General features: G+C 68.9%; 3 protein-coding genes. 1 reads left to right on the top strand and 2 read right to left on the bottom strand.

Annotated elements, in window-relative coordinates; genetic code table 11:
• Window positions 1-129: 129 nt before the first annotated feature.
• Window positions 130-414, bottom strand: a complete 285-nt coding sequence (locus ADX84_RS24910; protein ID WP_234004213.1) for a septum formation family protein — start codon at window positions 412-414, stop codon at window positions 130-132.
• Window positions 415-758: 344 nt separating this feature from the next.
• Here ADX84_RS24910 and ADX84_RS24905 point away from each other — a divergent pair, with 344 nt between their 5' ends.
• Entirely contained in the window at window positions 759-1244 is a 486-nt protein-coding gene (locus ADX84_RS24905) for a septum formation family protein (RefSeq protein WP_049579896.1), read from the top strand.
• 105 nt (window positions 1245-1349) lie between these two features.
• Here the strand turns inward: ADX84_RS24905 and ADX84_RS24900 are convergent, their stop codons facing one another.
• On the bottom strand, window positions 1350-2987 hold the full coding sequence (locus tag ADX84_RS24900; RefSeq protein ID WP_049579894.1) for an alpha/beta fold hydrolase: 1638 nt from the start codon (window positions 2985-2987) through the stop codon (window positions 1350-1352).
• Window positions 2988-3338: the final 351 nt, after the last annotated feature.

Here is a 3338-nt window from a genome sequence, read left to right as displayed (position 1 = left end):
TTGGCCCCACTCGAACCCGGGCGTCGACCCCCGCCCCGTGACCCCACCGGCATGAGGAAGGCCCGCGCCGGTCTGCGGCGCGGGCCTTCGTTCACGTTCCGGGCCGGGCCCGGTCACGCCGGGCCCCGCCTACAGGTTGGACTGCGCGAGGGTGCCGGTGGTCTGGGAACCGTCCATCTGGCCGATGAGGCAGAGGTACTCGCGGTCACCCATCTCCCAGCCCTCCTCCATCGGGAAGAGGCTCTGGATGTCCAGGACCGACTCCTCGTAGGCGGTGCCGACGAAGGCCGGGAAGGCGTCGTAGCAGTTCTCGTCGACCATCTCGATGACCTCGTCGCGGCCCGGGTAGTCGAGATCGCTGTCCAGGAAGCCGCCGTGGTAGACCTCCAGGTCGTGGGCCCGCGTGACGATCAACGGGTGGGTGCCGCCTCCTTTCCCCGGTGGGAAAACCCGGGGAATCGCCGGATACCGACGGTTCCTTTCGATTCCGCCACCCTCCCTCGCCCCACCTCAGCCCGGACTTCAGTGCGTCGCACGCAGTGGGAAAGGGCGCCCCGGACCGGGTGCCGGACACCGACACCTGGCAGGTCAGGAATGTGGGAATGCCGTCGCATGGTCACGTGGAGTACGCGTGCGCCACATGTTCGTGTTCGTCGGAATACCAGATTGACATCGCAGATCACCTGGTGAAATCTTGCGTTCTCGCCACTTTTGTCCCCGGCGAAAACCCCGCACGCAAGAAAGCCCGGAGTTCCCTCATGTCTTCCTCCTCCCCCGTCGCCCGCAGAGCCGCCCTCGCGGTCGTCACCGCCGGTGCCGTCGTCAGCCTTTCCGCCTGTGGTGCGCTCGACTCCTTCCTCGGGGCGGGCAACGTGATGGAGATCGGGGTGGGCGACTGCTTCACCGACAGTGAGATGCGGACCGCCATGGGGGGCGGGGAGGTCGACAGTGTCCCCGTCGTCGACTGCTCAGAGCCGCACGACGCCGAGGTCTTCCACGCCGAGGACCTCCCGGACGGTGACTACCCGGGCGACGGGTCCGTGTCTGAGTCCGTGGACGAGATCTGCACCGGCAGCGCCTTCGCGGAGTTCGTCGGCGTGGACTTCGTGGAGTCGGAGATCTACGTCGGCGGGTTCAGCCCGACCGTCGAGAGCTGGGATCTGATCGACGACCGCGAAATCCTCTGCTACGTGATGTCCGACGGCGGCGCCATCACCGAGAGCCTCGAGGGCGCCAACCGCTGACCCCGGGGCGTCGGCCCCACCGGACCACCGGCGGGCCGTCTCCGTGGCACGAAGGGCCCGCGCCGTCAGACGGCGCGGGCCCTCGTCATGCCGGTCGGACGGCCCCTACCTCGGGGCGGTCGGCAGCAGCCACTCGTTCGGGCGCTCGACGTCCGTCAGCAGGATCCCCGGGTCTCCGTCGAAGGTCGACACCTCGGGGTTCCCCGGACGGGGGATGCCGCCGCACTCGGTGTCCTCCGGAACCACGCCGTCGATCAGGTAGGAGTCCACGACGTCGTTCACGCAGGGGTGGCCCAGCTCCCCGGTGTAAGGGTCGGACATGAGGTAGAACCCGTGGCCGCCCTCGTCCGTGACGGTGAGCAGGGGGCTCTCCAGGCGCTCGGCCATGACCGGTCCACCCTCGTAGAAGGTGTTGGCGTCGTGGTCGGCGGCGATCACCAGGGCCTCGGGGTAGCCGTCCCGCACGAGTTCGACGGGTTTCTCGGTCGGTGCGTTCCGGGTGAAGGTGCACGCCTGCGGGGCGGTCCACAGGGCGCCCGTGCCGTACGGGTGCGCGTCCCGGTACTCACGCGACTGCTGGTGGTACAGGCCGAGCCGGTCGGGCCACTCGGCCTCGCAGACCACGGCGGAGAACAGGTCCATGCTCATGTCGAACACCGGGTTCATCTCCGGCTGCTCGACCTCCTCACCCGGGACCGGTTCGCCGTCGACCAGCAGCTGGAGGAACCAGGAGTTGAGGTCCCAGTAGCCCTGGGCACGCGAGGTGCTGAAGGCCAGGAGGTCGAAGGCGGCGCCGTCGACCAGTTCGACGTTCGGGACGTCGTCACGGGGCTCCTCGTCGAGCCGCGCCGAGGTCTCGTCGAAGAGGGCGACGATCTCCTCCGGTTCGGTGCCGAACCCGTACACGTCGTCGTGCTCGGCGAGCCACTCCGTGTAGCGCTCCATGTTGGCCGTGCCAGCGGGGGCCTGGCCCAGGAAGACGTCGCGCCACACCCCGTCCGGGTGGATGGACGAGTCCAGGACGCTGCGGTCGAGCCGCTCCGGGAACAGGGAGCCGTACACCGGGCCGAGGTAGGTGCCGTAGGAGTAGCCGAGGTAGTTGATCCGCTCCTCGCCCTCGGCGGCGCGCAGCACGTCCATGTCGCGGGCGGTGTTGGCGGTGGTCATGTGCGGGAACCGGTCGCCCTCGGCGGCGTCGCAGGCCCGGGCGTAGCGGATCTTCTCACGCGTGTCGGTCGAGATCTCGGCGTCGCTGGCACGGGGGCGGATCATCGGGAACTCGACGCCGCAGTCGAGCGGTGAGGAGGCCCCGGTGCCGCGGGGGTCCATGCCGATGAGGTCGTACACGCCGTGTGCGGACGTTCCGGACAGGGCGGCCGGCATGTGGCGGGCCGGTCCGCCGGGTCCACCGGGGTTGATCAGGAGCAGGCCGAGGCGTTCCCCGGGGTCGGTGGCGGCCGCGCGGCTGGCGGCGATGGTGAGCCGGGCGCCGTCGGGGTCGGCGTAGTCGAGGGGGACCTCGTACTCGGCGCACTCCAGGCCGGCCGCCACGAGTTCGCTCTCGGGGCACTCGGCCCAGACGATCTCCTGGTCGAGGAAGGGAGTCAGGGCCGCACGCTCCACCGGATATCCGGGGGAGGGGACGGTGTCGGCGGCGGCGGGGAGCGTCGCCGTCAGGGAGAGGGCGAGGCCGGTGGCGGTGGCCACCGCGGCCGCGCGGATGGTGGTGCGTGCTCGGGGCACGGGGGTTCCCTCCGAAGTCCTGCCGCCGGTGGGGGAGCGGGCCCGTTCCGGCAGGCGTGAGTGATGACTCCGTGACAGTACGAAGCGCCCAGAGAGCCGCAAAACCATCAAAAGTAGCGTCTTTGGACGAGTGGCCGAATACGGCCACAAGCCATTCGGTTGTTTGTGCTGTTATGTCATTGTTTGTTCTTTTTGTGATGCCGATCCTGTCGCGCAAAAGACGCCGTTTGGTCACGAGGGTGGCGTGAGCCACATCGGTGGCGTTACCGTGATGTTCTATTAGGAAAGTTTCCTAATAGTTCCGTGCTCGCCCCCATCTCCCCCACCACCGCCGTGCCCCCTGCTCGAAGG

It is taken from the genome of Nocardiopsis sp. SBT366, assembly GCF_001083815.1.
In the GTDB taxonomy this organism is placed as follows: domain Bacteria; phylum Actinomycetota; class Actinomycetes; order Streptosporangiales; family Streptosporangiaceae; genus Nocardiopsis; species Nocardiopsis prasina.
Note: the sequence above shows the minus strand (reverse complement) of the source record. Positions and strands in the feature narration are given on the sequence as shown.